Here is an 18,976-nt window from a genome sequence, read left to right as displayed (position 1 = left end):
TACTGGAGCTAGCGGCTCACCTGTCCGGGAACAGGGTGGATCTGAGTTGCCTAACCCAACTATATTTTTTATTCAGAGGATCAGAACGAACGCTCGAGACGAATGAAACCGGTCCAAGCCTCAGGCTTCTTTTCGACGTCGAGGTAGTTCGCCGCCAGCCTCGTGGAGAGGCCGTCGGTGATCTTGTAATCGACCGTCAGACCGGCCTTCCAGGCATCGTTGTTCGAGAAATTATCCCAGGAAGCGAGGCCATAGCTGCCGTAATACTGAACGCCGGGAGTGATCTTCAGCTTGTCGGTTGCCTTGAGGGCGTAGGATGCAGCAACGGCCCATTCGGAAACGTTGTAATACGCGTTTGCACCGGAAGCCCAGACACCAGCCAGAGCGAGCGTGCCCGGACCAACGCCAGCTTCTGCGATCAGGCGAACGGCACCATTCTCACGATCGGTGTCATAACCGCCGATAAGAGCGAAGGATACGCTGTCGAACTTTGCACCAACGCCGGCAGCTACGCCCACATTGTTGTCGCTCTTGTTGAAGGAGCCAACAGAAATGCCTTCCAGCTCGTCAACCGAAACGCCAGCCCAGAACGAACCTGTGTCATAGGTGTAACGAATGGAGTTGAACTTGGAGTTCGACGACAGTTCGTCGGTTTCACCACCAATACCATCGTCCCACCAGCTGGTGAACTTACCAACCTTGAGGCCGGCGAGTTCAATGAAGGCCTGGTCAACGAAAACCGCCGAACCCTTATCATTGGAATTGGTCGCAGAAGCGGCTGCCGATCCGGTGTCAGCATTGCCCTGGAAGCCGATGAAGCCACGAAGAGCACCGAGCTCGGTGTCGGTGCGGGTGTCAACTTCGAACTGCGCACGTGTGAACGAATCCCAGTCGGACTTGCCGGATTTATCGCGACCGAAGTCAGTCTGGAAACGCACGTAGCCCTGGAACTTCAGGCAGGTTTCGGTGCCTGGGATGTAGAAGAAGCCGGCGCCGAAAGCGTCGCAAACGCCAACGTATTCCAGGGGCTCAGGCTCAGCAGCGACGATAGCGTCGGCAGCGTGAGCGCCAGATACTGCTGCGAGTGCCGCAGCGGAGCCGATGAGAAGGCTCTTGATGTTCATTTGAAATCTCCAGTCAAAAATTTTTCAACGAGTGCGCAAATTTGAGGGCTGGTCTTTCCCTGCCGCCCGCCTCCCCTGCGCTGACTGAGCAAATGACAGAAATCATCAGCGACTCGCAATTCAAATCGTCCAAATCGAAATACCGATAATGTATTGATCCGAGTATCGTAGTACATTTACAACAAATTAACAGCTGTAAATAAAGTAATTAATTGATTTATTCTATATTTTTATGCTAAATTGCTGATGCCTTATTTTATAATATACTCAATCGAAGCAGGTGTGCAGCACGGTGTCGCCGGGCCGCGAAAGCTGCGACTTATGCTGCCGTGGGGATGTTGCAGTTGGGAAACAAGAAAAGGCGATGATAGGAAACGCCGGCCACCCAGGTCGGGGCGCACGTCCGTTCTTAAATAATCGACACTGTGCCGCAATTTAGCGGCTGGCTTCGGATGCCCCGTTTGGGAAAATCGAGGTTTGCGCCAGCATTGCCGCGATCGCCTGAGCGGGCACCGGCGGGCTGAAATAATAGCCCTGACCACAGGGGCACCCGGCGTCCCGCAGAAATTTGGCCTGCTCACCGGTCTCCACGCCTTCGGCGATGACATCGATACCCAGCGAGCTGGCAAGCTGGATCATGATCGAGACGATGGCACTGTCCTTGGCATTACCAGGCAGGTGAGCGAGGAAGGAGCGGTCGATCTTCATGCAGGAGAGAGGAAAGGTCTTGAGCATACCGAGGCAGGAGTAACCGACCCCAAAATCATCCAGCGCGAGGCTCACGCCCATGTCCTTGATGGCCCGCATGATGCGCACGGATGCGTCAACGTCCTGAATGATGAGCGTCTCAGTGATTTCGATTTCCAGAAGCGATGCCGGAAGTCCGGTTTCCTTCAGCGCGGCCCTTATCTGTTCCACCAGCCCGCCCTGAAACTGCCGCGGCGAAATATTGACCGCCATCTTGACGGGCGGAAGCCCGGCGGCCGCCCATGCCTGCGCCTGATGACAGGCCTTGCGCAGGATGCTTTCGCCGAGTTCGACGATCAGGCCGGTTTCTTCCGCAAGTCCGATGAATTCCGAGGGAGCAAGCAGACCTTCCGTCGGGTGCTGCCAGCGCACCAGCGCTTCCACGCCATTCATTACGCCGCTCGCAAGATTGATCTGCGGCTGGAAGTGCAGCACGAACTCGTCGCGCGTTACGGCCTTGCGCAGTTCTTCGATGCGGTTGACCTTCTTTTTCAGGTCCTCCGCCATGTTGGGGGTAAAGGTGGCAATCTTGTCACGCCCGCTGTGTTTGGCTTCATACATGGCAAGATCGGCGGCCGCGACGATCTCCGCCGTGTTCTTTCCATGCTCCGGGAAAAACGCCATTCCGATGCTGCATGTGACCTTGATATCGTAATTGCCGATACGCAGAGGTTGTGAAACAGCAGCGCGGATGCGGTGCAGCCGGGTTTCGACATCCTCTTGGCGTACGTCAAGAACGATGACGAATTCATCGCCGCCAACCCTCAGAACCAGATCGCTTTTACGCAGCGCTCTGGCAATGCGCGACGCGGTCTTTGAAAGAAGCGCGTCCCCGATGCTGTGGCCGAGCGTATCGTTGATCTGCTTGAAATTGTCGAGGTCAAGAAAGCAGACGGCCACCCTTCCCTTCGTCTTCCCGGCCGTCTCCAATATTTCAGGTAGCCTCGTATCGAGAAAACGGCGGTTCGGCAGCCGGGTCAGCATATCGTGATCGGCGAGAAACGCGATGTGCTCCGCTGCCCTCTTTCGGTCAATGGCAAGGCCCGCCATGCGCGCCGCCGCGCCGATGAACTCGAGGAGCGCAGGATCCGGCAGACGGCCGGCCAGCATACACCAGACGAAACCGTGCGCCTTGCCTCCGCTTTCGGGGATATCGAAACTAAAGGCCACATCTTCGGCGGAGTGGGTTAGGCCGTCGGGGTCGCTGACGCTGGAGAGAAGGGCGATCAGTCCCTTTTGCTGCGCCAGAGCCGGCGAAACATAAACGGACGGTTCTCCCTCCGCAGCATCAAATACCCGCACGGCGCAGGCCAGTCCGGTTGCCAGATTTTCAATAGCCTTGACGAATTCTTCAAGAAAATCCTCGATACGGGCGGCCGCGACAATCATTTCGAGAATATGCGCCTGTGCCTGAAGCAGTCTTTCCGACGCTTTTTTCTGGGTAATATCCCGCGAGGCGCCGACCACACCGATGATGTTGCCCGCCTTGTCCCTAAGCGGCACGCGAGACATCATGAGCCAGCGATCAACATCGCCACGCATGGCGCGTTCTTCATATCCAAGATCCGCCTTGCCAGTGCGCATCACGCGCGATTCGGTATCGGGAATGCCGGCGATATTGGCCGCTTCCCCGTGGATCTCGTAGTCGGTGAGCCCGATAAGCTGCTCGACCGTGTCAAAACCGTTCTCATTGACGATGGCACGATTGGCGAAAAGGAAGCGCCCTTCCAGATCCTTGGCGTAAATGAAATCCGGCACGTGATCGATCATCGCTTCCAGAAGGGCGTGCCGGTCAGATGGATTGGTGTTTTCGCTAACGGCAGCGGAGGCTGACGCGGCACTTCTGCGAGTTTTTCGCGACATCCGGGCCTGCTCGGGTGTCTTCGGGCCTTTGGAACGCACCACTCCGCCTCACTGCTTTATAAGAAAGCAGAATAGTAGGATTATACATATTATATAAATGTGAACGGCGGGTCGAAACGAGGCCTAAATCGCCGTCTTTCCGGGACCGAGAACATATCGGTGGATGCGTTACGCAAAACGGCGCGGACAAAATCCGCGCCATAACATTGTCCCGTGTTCAGAAATTGTATCACACGACAGGTGTCGGCAATTCCTGACCGGCAAAATGCGCGTCAAGATTGGCGAGAACCAGATCTGCCATGGCACGCCGGGTTTGGTGCGTGCCGCTGCCGACATGCGGGGCAAGGATGACCGTATCGAAGGCAAACAGCGCTTCGGGCACGCGCGGCTCTTCTTCGAACACATCCAGCGCCGCGCCGCCGATCGCACCTTTCGATAGCGCCTCGATGAGCGCCTTCTCATCCACCAGCGAACCGCGCGCCACGTTGACGAGTATTCCCTGCGGCCCTAGTGCGCTCAGCACATCGGCATTGACGATGTGCCGTGTTTCGGCGGTGGCAGCGGCGGCGATGATGAGGACGTCGCAATTGGCAGCAAGGTCCTCTATGCTGCCGTAATAATCATAAGCGACCTCACGTCGGCTTCTGGCGGTGTAGGATATCTTTCCGTCAAAACCCTCCAACCGCTTTGCGATCGCCTGGCCAATGCGGCCAAAACCGAAAATGCCGTAGCGGCGACCGGCCACGCGTGTGGAAAGGCCCATGTCGCCCTTCAGCCATTGACCGGTGCGGACATATTGGTCCGCCTGCGGCAGCTTTCGCGCCTGTGCCAGTATGAGGCCCAGCGCAAGGTCGGCCACATCCGCCGTCAGCACGTCGGGCGTATTGGAAACATGAACCCCCCGTTTTCTGGCTTCAGCCAGATCAACCTTGTCGAAACCCACCCCATTAATGGCGACAATTTCAAGGCTGGGGAGCGCAGCACCAATATCCGCAGGCAGACCGATATGGCCGCCCGTGACAACGCCGCGGATTGCGCCGCCGTGCTTGGCTAGGAAAGCAGCTTTGTCTGCGGCTTCAAACAGGCGATGTACCGTAAAGCGCTGCGCGAGTTCTTCTTCCAGTGCCGGGATGAGCGGGCACAGTTGCAGGATTTCAGTGGTCATGGATTTTCCTTTGAGCCGGTGAGCTACTTCACATCGGCCTTGACGAACTGCCGGAGTTCCGGCGTTTGCGGATTGGCAAAGAGCTCGGACGAGCGACCCTCTTCCCAGATCTTGCCCTTGTGCATGAAGATGGTTTGCGTCGCCACGCGGCGCGCGAAGGCCATTTCATGGGTGACGAGGATCATGGTCATGCCGTCCTTGGCGAGGTTCTCCATGACGGTCAGCACTTCCTCGGTCAGTTCGGGATCGAGCGCCGAGGTCACCTCATCGAACAACATTACCTTCGGCCGCATGGCAAGCGAGCGTGCAATGGCGACGCGCTGCTGTTGGCCACCGGACAGCTGGTCGGGATAGGAATCGAATTTTTCCAAAAGGCCGACCAGCTGCAGGACTTCGCGGGCGATATCCTTGCTTTCCGATTTCGGCACATCCTTGACGATGCGCGGCGCGAGCATGATGTTTTCGCCGACCGTCAGGTGCGGGAAAAGATTGTAGCTCTGAAACACGATGCCGACGTCGGTGCGCAGCTTGCGCAGAGCCTTGGCATCTTCGCCGATCGCATGACCGGCGATTTCTATGCGGCCGGAATTGATCTTTTCCAGCCCGTTCATGCAGCGCAGAAGCGTGCTCTTGCCCGAGCCCGAACGGCCAATGAGGGCAAAGACTTCCCCGCGACCGACCGAAAGCGACACGCCTTTTAGGACTTCCAGAGCACCAAAGCTCTTATGAACGTTTTCAACGATTACTTCCGGCATGAAGCCTCCTTTCCAGCCAACGCGACAGCTGGGACAACGGGTAGCAGACGATGAAATAAAGAACGGCCACGGCGACGAAGACGCGGAACGGCTGGAACGTGGCATTATTGATGAGCTGCCCTGCTCTTGCCAGTTCGACGAAACCGATGATCGATGCGATGGACGTATTCTTAACGACCTGAACGGCAAAACCCACGGTCGGCGGCAGGGAAATCCGCATCGCCTGCGGCAGGATGACGTAGCGATATTGCTGGGCGCGGGTGAGAGCGAGCGATTCCGACGCTTCCCATTGCTGCTTCGGCACCGCCTGAATGCAGCCGCGCCAGATTTCCGCGAGATAACCTGAGGTATAGATGGTCATCGACGCGCCGGCGGCAAAAAGCGGCGGCAGTTCCAGCCCGGCAAGGCTGAGGCCGTAATAGGACAGGAACAGGATCATCAGCACCGGAATGCCCTGAATGACCTGAATATAGGTGCCGGCGGCAATGCGCAGCAGCTTGCTGTCCGAGGTGCGGGCAAGAGCGATAAAGAAGCCGACAATGCCGCCGCCGATCAGCGCAATGATCGTCAGCAGCACCGTCCATTGCAGGGCGGTCAAAAGGAAGCCGAATTCGTTCCAGCCGAAAGTTCTAAGGGTCATGACTGCACCTCCGGCAAAGCAGTGATCGTCTTGCGGGCGACACGGCGGCCAAACAGCCACATGCCGACAAGGGCAAGGATGAGCCGCAACGAAAGCGCCAGCGCCAGATAGATGAGCGTGACGACGATATAGACCTCGAAGGAGCGATAGGTTTGCGATTCCACGAAGGCTGCGGCCGCCGCAAGCTCATGGGTGGAAATGGCCGAACATATGCTCGATGCCAGCATCATCAGCACGAACTGGCTGCAGAGCGACGGATAGACCTTGGCGATAGCAGGCACGATGATGACGTGGCGATAGATCTGGTACTTGGTAAAGCCCAGCGCCTCGCCCGCCTCGATCTGCGACTTGTGCACCGCCTCGATGCCGGCGCGGATGATTTCCGTCGAATAGGCCGCGAGATTGATCGTCATGCCGATCAGCGCCGCCGTATCCGCCCCGACGCGAAAGCCCAGGCCCGGAAGGCCAAAATAGACGATGAACAGTTGCACGAGAAACGGCGTATTGCGGATCACCTCGACATAAGCATCCACGATGATGCGGACGATGCCGCCATTGATGGACCGCAGCGAAGCGAGAAGAATGCCGAAAGCGCAGCCGAGCACGATGGAGAGGACCGACAGTTTGATCGTCAGCCATATGCCGTTCAGAATCTCATTCTGATATTGGGCGAGTGCGCCGAATTGGAATGTGTAGGACATGCGTCACTCCGTTGACATTTCCCGGCCCGCCGGAAGCCTTCCCGGCGGGCGCGTTGAAAGGCTCAATCAGAAGCTTGGCAATTGCGGCAGCGGCCGACCGGTCCACTTGACCGAGATACGGTCGAGATCGCCGGACATTTTCATGAGGTAGATGGAGGTGTTCAGCCATTGGCGCAGCTCGAAATCCTCGAGCTTCGTCGCCATGGAGTTGCCCTGCTGGAAGAAGGTGAACCCAACCTGCAAACCGGCTTCCGGACGCTGTTTGATGATCGCCTCGCCGACTGTGGAAGGCAGTGCCACGGCATCGACCTGACCTGCAAGCAGTGCCTGGGCGCTGGTGGAATCGTCCTCGTAGACAACGATTTCCAGACCTTCGATATTGGCCTTGCGCAGCGCGGTTTCCTGCGAGGAACCGCGATTGACCGACACGCGCTTGCCCTTGAGGCTGTCGAGATTCTCGAACTTCTGGTCCTTGCCGGAGATGATATCCATGTTGAAGGCGCTGTAAGGCTGCGTAAACATCACGGTCTTGGCGCGCTCGCCGGTCGGCGCAAGCGTTGCAACAAGGAAGTCGACCTTACCGGTCTGGAGCGCGGGAATACGCGCAGGTGGCGTCAGCGGCACAAGCTCAACCGGCAGCGACAGGTAAGAACCGATGAGGTTGGCGACATCCACGTCATAACCGGAAGGATTGCCCTTCTCATCCACCATGCCCATCGGCGGAGCGCCGGTCAGAACGCCGATCTTGACCTTGCCGCGCGCCGTGATCTCGCTGAGCGAGACAGCATGGGCGGATGTGGTGACGGCAAGCGCCGCTGCGGCAACACCTACGGCAACGGTCATGTTCTTCAGAAATCTTGAAATGCTCATGGTTTCTCCTCCAACCTTATAGTGGCTGCCCAAATGGAACAGCGGCCTTGCGCAAACCGGAAAATGTTCTCGATAACATTTTACCGCGATTGACTAAAAACTCCTCCCAAGAAACCGCGAAAGCACAAAACCAGATGAATTCCCCATTAAATTCACTGTTTTCGGCTGGTTATCGATTTTCCTCGTGTCGACACCGTTTCACGTTCTTGGCAGGATCAATAATGCATGTTATCGGTATCATTGCAAGTCTGATCTGCACCCCTGTTGCATTGGACAGTCGTTCGGGAGGAAAACCATGTATACACGCTCGGCAATTTTCGAAGGCAAGATCCACCCCGGCCGGGAGGAGGAGTTCTTCCGCATCGTCGAGGAAAAATTGCTGCCAGTCTGGAAACGTATGCCGAATGCACAGGCCGTGCGGGTGATGCGCACCGAGCGCACGGACCCGGACGCCGCGTCGATCATCATGGTGCAGGAAATCGACTATCCGTCGATGGAAGCAGTGGAGGAAGCGCTGGTTTCCCCCGTCCGGCTGGAAGGCCGGGTGCTGACGGATGAGATGATGAGCATGTGCGACGGGCGTTTTTATCATCTGGTCTATAGCCGCGTCGCATAAATCCGGTGCACGCCGCATTGATACCAAATCATACGGCGTGCTTTCCCTAGATATCTTCGTGTATGTCTTGTCCTGAACCGGTTCGAATTTCGGGAGACATGCTTTGGTGGAGCGCACGCCCTTGGCCGCAGCGTTAGTCACGTCAAAAAAAGCTACCATGAGCGACGTCTCGAAACTCGCGGGCGTCTCCAAGATGACCGTTTCGCGGGTGTTGGCCGATCCTGCCCTGGTGTCGGAAGAGACGCGCCAGAAGGTGATGAAGGCCATCGAGAAGCTTGGCTATGTGCCGGATCGAATCGCCGGTTCGCTCTCTTCCCGGCGCACCAATTTCATCACCGCTATCCTGCCAACACTCACCAACTCCAATTTCGCCGACAGCGCGCAGGGGCTGGCCAAAGCGCTGCGCGCGGCCGATTACCAGTTGCTGATCGGTTATACGATGTATGACCTGCAGGAGGAGGAGCGCGTCATCCGCACCATGATGGAGCGCCGCCCTGATGCTATCGTCGTCGCCGGCACGGTGCATACCAAGATGGCGAGCGAAGTGTTGATGCGCGCCGGTATCCCGATTGTTGAAATCTGGGACGTGCCCGAACATCCGATCGACCACGCGGTCGGTTTTTCCAATTACGAAGTGGGAAGAACCGCCGCCAAACACTTGATATCGCTCGGCTTCAAGAGAATCGGTGCGCTCGGTTCCAGGGCCGACGGTGATGTGAAGGATTGGCGCGGAGAAAGCCGCCTCCTCGGTTTTGGTGCAGCACTGCGCGAAGCCGGCATTTCCGACGATCTCATCATTCGTGAAGGCAGCGCGCCGGTCTCCTATGATCACGGCGCAAGGACACTCGGTTCGCTGCTGACAAAGGCGCCCGATGTCGAAGGTATTTTCGCCGTCTCCGATATTTCCGCCGTTGGCGCGCTGATGGAATGTCACCGCCGCGGCATTGCCGTGCCCGATCAGGTTTCCATTCTCGGCTTCGGAGATTTCGATATCGGCCGGCAATGTTATCCGGCGATTTCGACTATCCGGGTCGATGCGCAGATGATCGGCCGAAAGGCGGGCGAATTGCTGCTTTCGATATTGGAGCCGGAAAAGGATGCCGCGGTTCCCGAAGGGGCGCGGGTGGATGTCGGGTTCGAGCTGATCGTGCGGGAAACGACGAAGCGGTTGGGTAGGTGAGACTCTAGTGAGGGGGAACGAGCGGCGGCCACTTGCTTCTTCTCCCCAAGGGGGAAAAGAAACGAGTGGCACCATCCTCTCCCCATCTCGACGTCATCCTCGGGCTTGATACGAGGACCTGCAAATTCGGCAACCAACGGGCCCTCGCCTCAAGGGCGAGGATGACAGGCGAGGATCTTACCGCGCACCCCAGGTATCCGTCAGCCGATACCCCTCCGGCCATGGATCCGACGGATCGAGCATGTGCTGGTGTATTCCGGTGATCCAGCCTCGGCCGGAGATTTCCGGCAGGATGGCAGGGCGGTCGCCGACTGTTGTGGTTCCGAGGATACGGCCGGTGAAGGTCGAGCCGATCAGCGACACCGCCGTGAGCGTTTCGTCTTCCTTCATTTCGCCGCGTGCATGCAGCACGGCCATGCGAGCCGAAAGTGCCGTGCCGGTCGGCGAGCGGTCCACCTTGCCCGGCTGGATGGCAACGGCCGCCCCTGCCCGCAGGCCCTCGGCTGTGCGTTCTACCTTGCCGGCGAAGAGGCAGAAGGAAAAATGTTTCCAGTCGGGGTTTTCGGGATGATCGAAACCCAGAGCCTTGTTGGCGGCATTGGTGATACGCACACCGAGGCGGGCGATCTCATGCGCCTCTTCCGGCTTCAGGCTGAAGCCCATCGCCTCGGCATCGACAATGACGAAACTATCACCGCCATAGGCGGTGTCCACTTTCAACTTACCGAGACCTTCGACCTCAAGTTCCGCATCGAGCTTCGCGGCAAAGCTCGGCAGGTTCTGCACGAAAATGCGTTCGGCCTTGCCGTTACGGCATTCCGCGCGCACCTTCACCAGCCCACCCGGTGCTTCCAGCAGCATATGGGTTTCCGGCTCCTGCATCGGCACGATGCCGCCATCCAGCAGCACGGTGGACACGCAAATTGAGTTGGAGCCGGACATGGGCGGCGTATCTTCCGGCTCCATGATGATGAAGGCGGCATCCGCATCGGGATGTTTGGGCGGCACCAGCAGATTGACGTGGCGGAAGACGCCGCCGCGTGGCTCATTCAGCACGAAATTGCGGAGGGTTTCATCACGGGCGATGAAACGGCTCTGTTCCCAGATCGTTTCGCCTGGCGGCGGCCTGACACCGCCGACGATCACATCCCCCACTTCGCCTTCCGCATGGGCGGAAATGACATGAACGGTCTTGATACTGCGCATTCAGTTCTCCTCAGGAAAGCCAGGCGGGAAGACGGGAAGCAGCCCTGCCGGTCAGCGCGCTTTCAACGCAATCGGCAAGACTGCCGAAGCGCACCGCGCGACCGCTAAGGCCGGGGCCGTAATGGGCGTATTTGCCGGAATTGGTCATGAGCGCACGGGTCTTCGTCGGAAAAACCGGCTCGGAAATCGAGCACCAGCACAGGTCAGGCAGCACCTGCACGCCACTATCTTTCAGACGTTGCAGTGTGCCATCCTGTATGGCCGCATCGATAATCTGCTGGCCGGCAGTCACGATGACGGCGACATCCGCATGGCGTTTGCGGCCGTTGAACGCGGCGGCAAGGGCGCGGCACTCTTCCAGCGAGGCATGAGGGCTACCGATGGCAACGAGTTGCACCTCTTCCGGCCCCTCGTTCAGAAGCGACCAGCCAGCGGCCATATCGGCGAGTGAAATGGTTACGGTGTCGGCGGTTTCGAGCGGCGCAAGTTCCGCCTCCGGCGTCACGCCCTCGATATGAAGCATGGGTGAAGCAGAAGTGGTGCCGAAAGCGGCGCAAAGCGCTTTCAGATCATCCCGCGAGGGCATTGCGGAACCGAGGCCGCGCAGCAGCGGAATGCAATCCGGCGCGGCCTTGCCGGCGAGATAGCCGACGAGCGGCCAGAAGGCGTCATCGATGCCCGCTGGCAACGCCACATCGATGATACGCTGCGGCCGGCGGTTCTCTTCGAGATACACGCCCGAAAGCGGCGCCCTGCCCGTCATCGCAATGCAGAGATCGAGAAAATCCGGGTGCTTGGCGGTGCGGGCACCGAGCACCGTATTGGCGAAGATCACCGCATTCGATTCGGCCCAGCCGATCGATTCGCCGGCACTTGGCGCGCTATCCAGCAGGTAAGGAGAACACGTGAAGGTGGGACGACAGCCCATGCGCACATAGGCATCCGCCAGCCTTGCGGCCGGATCGCCGAAATCCTCCGGCACGCCCTGCGCCCGCCAATGCGCCTTGTCCACCGAAATGGCGTTCATGGTCGTCGGCACCCGCACCTTGCCGCCCATGTCAGCCATTTTTTCCGCGAAGGTCAGGTTGGCGGGGCTGGCATAGATGCAGCCATCAATATGACCCTGTGTCACATCGACAAGCGCGGATGCGCCCTGCTGGGCCGCCATGGCGACGATGATGCGCATGGCCTGGCGCGCGGCGATGCCGTCACGGCCCTCAAGCATCGCCCGGTCGTCGTCGGTGAGGTCGAGATGGGCCGTCGCCGGCGGAGCGATGGCAAGCGAGATACCGTCGGCCTCAATGGTGTTCTCGTTGATGCTGACATGCGCGGCACGCGAGAAGCGGTCGAAATTATCCGCGTCAAGACGGACGACCGGCAAAGCCTTTTCGAACATTTCCGCCGCCACAAGCGCGCCGAGCGTCAGAACATCTTCAGCCTCGCAGAAAATCAGCGCCGAGGGCGCTCGGCCGGTGAGGATAAGATCAAGCAGAACGCCCGAACCGGTGCATGAGCCGCGGCTGGTCGGCATGAACAGCACGCCGCCGGTGAGACAGACGCCATGCAACGGGTGGTGAACGTCGATCACCTTGCCGGTGGCAGGATCGACCCCGCCCCAGAAGCTCAGCCCTTCGGTCGCGGCGATCACGGGACCCTCGGCGGCTCCGGCCAGAATGCTGCGAGCTTCAGGAACGGCAGAAAACATCGAAAACCTCCCTAAAGCATTTCCGTCAAAACCGCATAGCGGTTCTACGCCCGGTAAATGCTTGAAAAACAGAGCCAAGAGTTTTTGCCTTTCAGAGAAAAGCCAAATCCTCTAGAAACGTTGCGGCGAAAATGCCCCTGTATCGATGGCGGGTTTTTGGCCCGTCAGAAGATCGGCGACGATGCGGGCGGTGCCGGCGGATTGCGTCAGCCCCAGATGGCCATGACCAAAGGCATAAATCACCCTCGCCGTGTGCCGTGCTTCACCTATGGCCGGCAGGCTGTCCGGCAGCGAGGGACGAAAGCCCATCCACTGCTTGCCGCCTTCCGTTTTCAGGCCCGGCAGAAAAGCCTTCGCCTTGGTCAAAAGCGCCTCGGACCGGGCGAAATTGGCCGGAAGCTCCAGTCCGCCGAGTTCCACCGCACCGCCAACACGAATGCCGGAGGATAGACGAGTAACGACGAAACCATGGCCGCCGAAAGTCACCTGCGTGCGCAGATCGAAGGCACCGGACGGCAAGGTGGTATTATATCCCCTTTCCGTTTCCAGCGGAATTTTTTCACCAAGCGAACGGGCGATGCGGTGCGAGAAAGCCCCCGCCGCCAGCACCACCTTGCCTGCCCTGCGCGTGCGCCCATCATGGCTCACCACCTCGACGCCATCGTCCAGCGGTCGGAGCGAGGCGACATCAAGGCATTCGATGCGGCCACCAATTGTGCGGAAATGGTCGGCCAGCGCCAGCGTATAAAGCTTGGGATCGGCGATGGAATACCAGCCGGGCGTAAAGGTGCCGCAGGAAAAACGCGGCGCGATGCCGGGCTGTATCTCGGCCATCTGTTCGGCGTTCAGATGCCGGAACTCGATGCCATGGCGTTCGCGCGCCTTCCAGCCGGGAAGCGAGGCTTCGAATTCGGCCTCGCTTTCATAGACCTGAAGGTTCCCCTCCTTGCGCAGCATCGCAATCGTGTCCGTCTTTTTGAGGAACGGCTCCAGCTCAGCCTTGGAAAGGTCCATCAGCGCCGTCTGGGCGGCGGTCGAATGTTCGACTTTCGATGCCGCGCAGGCCCGCCAGAACCGGAACATCCACGGCGCGATCTTCAGCGCATAGGCCGGCGGCACGCTGAGCGGCCCGAGCGGATCGAGAAGCCACTTCGGCGCTTTCCAGAGAATGCCTGGCGATGCCAGAGGCAGGATATCGGTGAAAGCGAAGGCGCCGGCATTGCCGGCCGAAGCGCCCGCCGCCGGTCCTTCACGGTCGATGACCGTGACCGACAGGCCGCGGCCCTGCGCCGCGATTGCCGCCGAGAGGCCGACAACGCCGGCCCCAATGACGATGACATCATTTGCAGGCATTACCGAACGCTCGCCAGGAACTTCTGCGTCTCAGGATGCTGCGGCGCGCCAAAGAGCTGATCCGGCGTGCCGATTTCCGCCATCACGCCCTGATGGAAGAAGGCCACACGGTTCGAGACATCGCGGGCGAAGGCCATTTCGTGCGTGACGCAGATCATCGTCATGCCTTCATCCGCCAGCATCTTCAGCGTATCGAGCACCTCGCCGACCAGCATCGGATCGAGCGCGGAGGTGACTTCGTCGAAAAGCATGTATTCCGGCGACATGGCGAGCGCGCGGGCAATCGCCATGCGTTGCTGCTGGCCGCCGGACATGCGGTTCGGGTAGACCTTCAGCTTTTCGGCAAGGCCGACATGGGTCAATTGTTTGACTGCGATTTCCTCGGCCTTTTCCCTGGAAATCCCGAGCACCTTGCGCGGCGCCAGCATGACGTTTTCAAGCACCGTCAGATGCGGAAAGGCGTTCCACTGCTGGAAGACGATGCCGACCTTGCGGCGCAGTTTGTTGAGGTCGGTCGACTTGGCGTGGACCTCGGTGCCGTCTATGACGATCTTGCCGCTGTCGATTGGCTCAAGCCCGTTGATGCAGGTGAGCAGCGTCGACTTGCCGGAACCGGAGCCGCCGATGATGGTGACCACCTCGCCCTTGTTGACGGTGAGGTTGATCCCTTTCAGAACCTCCAGCGGGCCGAAGGATTTGCGGACGTTTTCGATCTCAATCATTGGGGGACCACCGTCTTTCGAGATACCCGCCGAAACGGGCGATGGGGAAGCTGATAAGGAAGTAGATGGCGCCGCAGATCATCAGGATGGTCAGCGGTTCCTGCAGGCGGGTGACAAGGATCTGCGAGGCGCGCAGAAGCTCGATGAGGCCGAGCCACAAAACAAGCGCGGAATCCTTCATCACACCCAACGTCAGACCGATCCACGCCGGCAATGACACGCGCGTAGCCAGCGGCAGAACGATGTAACGCATGTCCTGCGACCAGGTCATGCCAAGCGACCGGCAGGCGCGGCGGGTGTTGGACGGCACCGCTTCGATGCCACCACGCACGATTTCCGTGCAATAAGCCGCGGTATAAAGCGACAGTACCACGCAGGAGGTGGTGAAGGGTGGCCAGCCGAGCTTGGCGATCGACTGGAAGGCATTGCCGAGAACCAGCTGGATGAGCAATGGTACGGAACGGAAAATATCCAGAATGAAAGTCAGCGGCAGCGACCAATAAGGTCCGACCTGGAAACGGATGATGCCGAAGATGATCCCCATGATGGTGCCTGCCGAAACGGCAACGGCGGTGACGGCAAGCGTCATGCCGGCACCCTTGGCCAGGAAGACGAGATCACTCCAGGTGAGAGCGGTTTCAAACATGGCTCACCTCTCTCAGTAGCGGAACAAACGCGCGGCCAGCAATCGGGCGGCGAGCGTGACGATCTTGGCGATCACATAATAGATGACCGCGGCAAGCGCGAAGAATTCGAAGGTGCGGAACGAACGGGCGTTCAGCGCCTGGGTGACACCGGCGAGATCCGTATTCATACCGACCGTGACGCCGAGCGAGGTCATGAGGATCGCCCAGACCATCTGGTTTGTGGCAGGCAAAAACGCGACACGCAGCATCTGAGGCATAATGATGAGACGGAACGTCTGCATCGATGTCATGCCCAGCGAGCGGCCTGACCGCGTCTGCGTATCCGGAATGGCTTTCAGCGCACCACGGAAATTCTCTGCGAGATAACCGGCATTGTTGAAGGCGATGCCGACGAGAAGGGCGGTATAGGGGCTGAGGTGAATGCCGAAATTGCCAAGGCCGAAATGCGCCATATAGATCTGGAACAAGGCCGGCGTGTTGCGCGCGACTTCTACCCAGACAGCAGCGAAAGCACCCAGGATCCGGTTGCCGGAAAGCCGAAACAGCGTCAGCACAATGGCGCATGCAAGGCCGATAACCATCGACAATATGGCGATCTGGAGCGTCACCACCGCACCGTCCAGAAGCTGTGGCAGAGCCTTCAGCGCCTGATTCCAGTGGAATGTATAGTTGAACATGAAGGTCCCGCCTCCTCAGAAACGATCAACGGCGCGATCATTTCGACCGCGCCGTTTACGAAAAGTCCTGATTAGCGATAAACGCCGTTGACGGTGAGTGAAGGCACTTCGCCGCCAACCCACTTTTTGTAGAGTTCGGCGTAACGCCCTGTGCGGACCTGCTGATTGATGAAGAGGTTCAGATAATTGATGAAGCCGTATTCATCACGGTTGGTGAAGAGCGCGACATAGTCAATGTCGTATGGCGCCTTGCCGACAACGGAAATGCCTGCGAACTTGCCGCTCTTGACGTTCGACTGAGCAACCGTCGAGGTCGAAACGGTCGCGTCAATCTGGCCCTGGCTGAGAGCAAGGAAAACGTCAGCCTGAGTCTGGTACGGGCGGAATTCGCCGACTCCCCATTCCTTGACGGTCTTTTCAAGCGCGATCGCCTCGAAGGTGCCGGCAGTCGCACCAACCGTCTTGCCCTTCATGTCCTCGAACGACTTGACGCCCGACTTGTCGTTAGCGGTCACGGCCATTTCGAAAGCGAAATAAGGCACGGTCATGCCGACCGTTTTCGCGCGTTCCAGCGTATCGGAGGTCGAGGCAACGCCGACATCAACGCGACCGGACATCAGTGCCGGAATACGCTCGGGGAACGGGGTCTCAACGATCTCAGCGGTGACGCCGAGCGCCTTGGCGAGATCGTTGCAATAGTCAACGTCAAAACCGATCGGGTTGTTGGCGTCGTCACGCGCGCCCATGGGCGGGAAGTCAAGGACGACGGCGCAGCGCAGCGTACCGGACGAAATAATGTCGTCGAGCTTGTCGGCCTTGGCCGGGGTGATTGCGGAAGTGGCGGCCAACAGGCCGGCGAAAATGGCCGATTTTTTCATTTTTGATTTGCTCCCAGAATTGGTCTGCCCTTGAGGGCCAGGCCACTATTTCCCCACCTAAGCGAGAAATCAATATAAAAATACAAGGAGTATACAAAAAGAATTTTTGCATGTGCGAAGTTGGAGGAGGCACTCGTTAGACTGGGTAGGAAAACCGCTTTGGAATCAATTGGGCAGGAGGGACAGCCCGATGCTGCCTCAAAGTGATGCTTTGCGCCGGCACTCACCCGATGCGCATTTGAATCTTTTGCGCCTATCAGCAGGTAGGGATTTGTTTGACTGGTCTAGATCTGTGAAAGCATTGGTAAATGGCTCGATTTTCGCCTCCTTATGCCTAAAGGAGCCGCACGCTCTCGGAAGGATAAATGAAATGAACCGTTGCATTACGTCGCCCTTTGTATACTTTATGTATTCAAATTGTGCGATCCTGTTGGAGGACTATGATGAGCGACACGATCACCTTGACCGTTGAGGCACTCTTTCAGCGGGTCGAGTCGATTTTCCTGAGGGCCGGTCTCAATGATGTGCAGTCCGCTGCATTGGCGCGCGTCATCACAGCAGGTGAGCGAGATGCCTGCAAATCTCATGGGGTTTACCGTATCGAGGGCGCGTTGCGGACCGTTAAGTCCGGCAAGGTCAAGCCGGATGCAATACCGCAAGTCGCGGAGGACGATGGATCGGCAATTGTTAAGGTCAGTGCCAATGGCGGCTTCGCCAACCCCGCTTTCGAGCTTGGCCTGCCGGTTCTGGTGGAGCGCACGAAACGCCTCGGCGTCGCAGCGCTTGTCATCAATGACTGCACGCACTTTTCGGCACTCTGGCCCGAAGTTGAAGGGCTGACAGAAAACGGGCTCGCCGGGCTGGTGATGTGCCCGAGCTACGCCACCGTCGCACCCACGGGCGGTAGCAAACCCTTGCTCGGTACAAATCCCTTCGCTTTCGGCTGGCCGCGCAAGAACACCTCACCTTACGTCTTCGATTTCGCGACGTCGGTCGCTGCCCGTGGCGAGATTGAACTACACCGCCGCGCCGGTAAGGCCCTGCCAGAGGGCTGGGCCGTGGACTCCAATGGAAATCCCACCACAGATCCTGAGGCAGCCCTTGCCGGCGCCATGCTTCCTTTTGGCGGCCATAAGGGATCAGCCATCGGCACCATGATAGAACTTCTCGCTGGCATCATGATCGGTGACCTGACAAGCCCAGAAGTGCTTGATTATCTTGGGACGACCACACTTGCGCCCTTCCATGGCGAGTTGATCGTCGCCTTCTCGCCGGAAGCCTTCGCCAAGGGCCGCCCCGGTGACCCATTCCAGCGCGCGGAAGTGCTGTTCGAAGCGATCGTCGGCCAGGGTGCCCGCTTGCCCTCCGGCCGTCGCTTCGCGGCGCGTGCCAAATCCGAAAACGAAGGCATCACGCTCACCGCCGCCGAAATGGCCGGCCTTGACCGACTGCTGGAGAAGGGGCTGGACGCGGTCTCCTGACATTTGGATGGGGAAATGAAAAACGGCCCTCAATTGCGGGCCTCAGACCGCTGACAAACCCGTCGATTTTTCGGCGGGTTTTGTTTTTGGGTTGGGTTGAGATTTTTGTTGGGCGTCTGTTTGCTTGGGGGCATGGCGTCAAATATAGGCTTGAACGCCTCATCCCCATGCAGGTTCGGGTACTTTCGTTACCGCCATTGCGATCTTCTTGATGTTCTGTGCCGAGGCCGCAAGCAGGCACTGCCATCTGACCTTGATCAGGCCGCGGAAGCGAGCGTAGCGGTGCCCGTGCAGCTGTTTGGCATCGGCAAAGGAGCGCTCCACCGTTTCCTTGCGCCGCTTGTAGATCGCCTTGCCCCAGGGTGTCTTGCGGTGGGCATCCGTGCGTTCGCGTGCATCCTGCCAGACATGCCGGGTGATGGTTCGTATCGATCCGGCATTGGACGTGCAGGAGGCCAGCAACGGACAGTCACGGCAGATGGATGGGTCTGAGCGATAGTGCCTGTAACCACTGCGGTCGGTGGTGGCATAGGTCAGCAGTTGCCCTTCAGGGCAACGATAGCCATCAGCCTCTGGCTCGTAGACGAATTTCGACTTGCGCATCATGCCGTCTCTGGGCGGGGTCGGGTTGCGATAGCCGGTCACG

At 58.8% G+C, this 18,976-nt stretch carries 18 protein-coding genes; 3 read left to right on the top strand and 15 right to left on the bottom strand.

All coding sequences use genetic code 11. The features are described from left to right. Window positions 1-80 precede the first annotated feature (80 nt). The 7 genes from FS804_RS20090 to FS804_RS20060 form a co-directional block, all read right to left on the bottom strand. Window positions 81-1,124, bottom strand: a complete 1,044-nt coding sequence (locus FS804_RS20090) for a porin (RefSeq protein WP_144578649.1) — start codon at window positions 1,122-1,124, stop codon at window positions 81-83. A 435-nt stretch (window positions 1,125-1,559) separates the two neighbouring features. Next, window positions 1,560-3,734: a bifunctional diguanylate cyclase/phosphodiesterase gene (locus tag FS804_RS20085; protein WP_144578648.1), complete on the bottom strand. Its 2,175-nt coding sequence runs from the start codon at window positions 3,732-3,734 to the stop codon at window positions 1,560-1,562. Between the two features lie 229 nt (window positions 3,735-3,963). Then, window positions 3,964-4,899, bottom strand: coding sequence for a 2-hydroxyacid dehydrogenase (locus FS804_RS20080; protein ID WP_144578647.1), 936 nt, complete (start codon window positions 4,897-4,899; stop codon window positions 3,964-3,966). 23 nt (window positions 4,900-4,922) lie between these two features. Beyond that, window positions 4,923-5,654 carry an amino acid ABC transporter ATP-binding protein gene (locus FS804_RS20075; RefSeq protein ID WP_063951677.1) on the bottom strand — a complete coding sequence of 244 codons (732 nt, stop codon included), beginning with the start codon at window positions 5,652-5,654 and terminating at the stop codon, window positions 4,923-4,925. Then, complete coding sequence (locus FS804_RS20070) at window positions 5,635-6,294, bottom strand: amino acid ABC transporter permease (protein ID WP_063951676.1); 660 nt, start codon at window positions 6,292-6,294, stop codon at window positions 5,635-5,637. Before FS804_RS20070 ends, FS804_RS20075 begins: the two co-directional genes overlap by 20 nt. Next, on the bottom strand, window positions 6,291-6,995 hold the full coding sequence (locus FS804_RS20065) for an amino acid ABC transporter permease (protein WP_063951675.1): 705 nt from the start codon (window positions 6,993-6,995) through the stop codon (window positions 6,291-6,293). Before FS804_RS20065 ends, FS804_RS20070 begins: the two co-directional genes overlap by 4 nt. A 66-nt stretch (window positions 6,996-7,061) precedes the next feature. Continuing rightward, the gene (locus FS804_RS20060; RefSeq protein WP_144578646.1) at window positions 7,062-7,865 is read right to left on the bottom strand and encodes a transporter substrate-binding domain-containing protein; all 804 of its coding nucleotides are present in this window, start codon (window positions 7,863-7,865) and stop codon (window positions 7,062-7,064) included. A 295-nt stretch (window positions 7,866-8,160) separates the two neighbouring features. Between FS804_RS20060 and FS804_RS20055 the strand changes: the two genes are divergently transcribed. Both FS804_RS20055 and FS804_RS20050 read left to right on the top strand, forming a co-directional pair. Continuing rightward, on the top strand, window positions 8,161-8,481 hold the full coding sequence (locus FS804_RS20055; protein ID WP_144578645.1) for a hypothetical protein: 321 nt from the start codon (window positions 8,161-8,163) through the stop codon (window positions 8,479-8,481). A 157-nt stretch (window positions 8,482-8,638) separates the two neighbouring features. Next, window positions 8,639-9,661, top strand: coding sequence for a LacI family DNA-binding transcriptional regulator (locus tag FS804_RS20050; RefSeq protein ID WP_144578644.1), 1,023 nt, complete (start codon window positions 8,639-8,641; stop codon window positions 9,659-9,661). Between the two features lie 177 nt (window positions 9,662-9,838). Here FS804_RS20050 and FS804_RS20045 read toward each other — a convergent pair whose 3' ends face one another. The 7 genes from FS804_RS20045 to FS804_RS20015 form a co-directional block, all read right to left on the bottom strand. Continuing rightward, complete coding sequence (locus FS804_RS20045; RefSeq protein WP_144578643.1) at window positions 9,839-10,867, bottom strand: proline racemase family protein; 1,029 nt, start codon at window positions 10,865-10,867, stop codon at window positions 9,839-9,841. 10 nt (window positions 10,868-10,877) lie between these two features. Next, on the bottom strand, window positions 10,878-12,572 hold the full coding sequence (locus FS804_RS20040; protein ID WP_144578642.1) for an aconitase X: 1,695 nt from the start codon (window positions 12,570-12,572) through the stop codon (window positions 10,878-10,880). Between the two features lie 111 nt (window positions 12,573-12,683). Then, window positions 12,684-13,925 carry an FAD-binding oxidoreductase gene (locus FS804_RS20035; protein WP_144578641.1) on the bottom strand — a complete coding sequence of 414 codons (1,242 nt, stop codon included), beginning with the start codon at window positions 13,923-13,925 and terminating at the stop codon, window positions 12,684-12,686. Further along, on the bottom strand, window positions 13,925-14,647 hold the full coding sequence (locus FS804_RS20030; RefSeq protein ID WP_112637244.1) for an amino acid ABC transporter ATP-binding protein: 723 nt from the start codon (window positions 14,645-14,647) through the stop codon (window positions 13,925-13,927). Before FS804_RS20030 ends, FS804_RS20035 begins: the two co-directional genes overlap by 1 nt. After that, a complete protein-coding gene (locus FS804_RS20025; protein ID WP_144578640.1) occupies window positions 14,640-15,293 on the bottom strand; it encodes an amino acid ABC transporter permease in 654 nt (217 codons plus the stop codon). The genes FS804_RS20030 and FS804_RS20025 overlap by 8 nt, the downstream gene beginning before the upstream one ends. Before the next feature lie 12 nt (window positions 15,294-15,305). Further along, window positions 15,306-15,971: an amino acid ABC transporter permease gene (locus FS804_RS20020; protein ID WP_063951667.1), complete on the bottom strand. Its 666-nt coding sequence runs from the start codon at window positions 15,969-15,971 to the stop codon at window positions 15,306-15,308. Window positions 15,972-16,042: 71 nt separating this feature from the next. Further along, window positions 16,043-16,849, bottom strand: a complete 807-nt coding sequence (locus tag FS804_RS20015) for a transporter substrate-binding domain-containing protein (protein ID WP_063951666.1) — start codon at window positions 16,847-16,849, stop codon at window positions 16,043-16,045. Window positions 16,850-17,292: 443 nt separating this feature from the next. Between FS804_RS20015 and FS804_RS20010 the strand changes: the two genes are divergently transcribed. Next, complete coding sequence (locus FS804_RS20010; protein ID WP_144578639.1) at window positions 17,293-18,330, top strand: Ldh family oxidoreductase; 1,038 nt, start codon at window positions 17,293-17,295, stop codon at window positions 18,328-18,330. 159 nt (window positions 18,331-18,489) lie between these two features. Here FS804_RS20010 and FS804_RS20005 read toward each other — a convergent pair. Beyond that, on the bottom strand, window positions 18,490-18,976 hold a 487-nt coding region (locus tag FS804_RS20005; protein ID WP_186376929.1), incomplete at its 5' end, for a transposase.

It is taken from the genome of Agrobacterium sp. DE0009, from assembly GCF_007680755.1.
GTDB classification, from domain to species: domain Bacteria; phylum Pseudomonadota; class Alphaproteobacteria; order Rhizobiales; family Rhizobiaceae; genus Agrobacterium; species Agrobacterium tumefaciens_B.
The sequence above is the reverse complement of the archived record's forward strand: the minus strand, read 5'-3'. Positions and strand labels throughout refer to the sequence as shown.